This is a genomic window from Arthrobacter sp. Hb9-2 (assembly GCF_059091165.1).
In genome coordinates, this window is the sequence record NZ_JBNHGJ010000092.1 from 1 (window position 1) to 941 (window position 941).

At 58.3% G+C, this 941-nt stretch carries 2 protein-coding genes; both read left to right on the plus strand.

Going from position 1 to position 941, the window contains the following annotated elements:
* Positions 1-27 precede the first annotated feature (27 nt).
* Positions 28-387 (plus strand): PadR family transcriptional regulator, encoded by a 360-nt coding sequence (locus tag AC5RV1_RS21335; protein ID WP_493995952.1) that lies wholly within the window; start codon positions 28-30, stop codon positions 385-387.
* Positions 388-647: 260 nt separating this feature from the next.
* Positions 648-932, plus strand: coding sequence for a hypothetical protein (locus AC5RV1_RS21340; RefSeq protein ID WP_493995951.1), 285 nt, complete (start codon positions 648-650; stop codon positions 930-932).
* The last annotated feature ends 9 nt before the right edge of the window (positions 933-941 follow it).

Here is a 941-nt window from a genome sequence, read left to right on the forward strand (position 1 = left end):
AGGAAGGTATCTTCCTATTCTTTCAGCATGCCGCGACGAAAAGCAGGGACGCTTCTTCCTTTGGAACTTCGCGTCCTGGAAATCGCTAAGAAAGCCGAGTTGGACCGCAAACCCATGTACGGATTTGCGCTTGCGAGTGCTCTGTCTGGAGATGGCGGAAAGTCACTGACGGGCCATGGCACCCTATACAAAGCCCTGGCGCGCATGGCCGAAGCCGACCTACTGGAAGCCGAGTGGGAAGATCCTGGGACTGCAGAGACTGAACGTCGGCCGCGCCGACGCCTCTACCGCATCTCACCCAAGGGAGTCGCCGCGCTCCACGCATCCCACCCCGCCCCGGCCACGACACCGCGCCCGATAGCTACCCTCCGCCCGGTTCAGCCATGACCGCTCTATATGACATCCCGACTTCGAGAACGATGTCGGCAGTCCTCCGATGGGTCGACTTCTACACAAGCTTCGTTCCGGCGAACGTGGCGCAAGAAAGACGTCAAGAACTCCTCTCTGACATCTACGAGCAACTGGCGGACGGACAGCAACGGGAACTCTCACAAGGATCAATTGACCGGGCAATAGCTAGTCGTGCGCTCCGGGGCCTGCCCGGGGATGTCAGCTGGAGTAGGAAGCACCAACGAAAGGGCAAGAAGATGAACGCATCACCGGCTACACCCCAACCCTCCAACACACTCGTGACTATCCGTCTCAGCAACCTTGTCTGGGTAGCCCTGGCACTTCTGGCGCTGATCGGCGTCGCTACCTCAATCACCGAGTTTGTTGAATATGGCGGTAACCGCTTCGGATACGTTCCCTGGCCAGGCGCCGTGAACATCAACACCACCGTGGTCCAGCTAGTTTGCAGCGCAATACTTCTAATCCCCGCCACAGTCATTACCGTCAAAAGGCTGATCCACCACAACGCCCGCCAAGCATAAAAGGCCTCT

Bases quoted from the DNA above. Each gene is read 5' to 3' on its own strand.
- AC5RV1_RS21335 (WP_493995952.1), top strand. From the start codon at position 28: ATGCCGCGACGAAAAGCAGGGACGCTTCTTCCTTTGGAACTTCGCGTC.
- AC5RV1_RS21340 (WP_493995951.1), top strand. From the start codon at position 648: ATGAACGCATCACCGGCTACACCCCAACCCTCCAACACACTCGTGACT.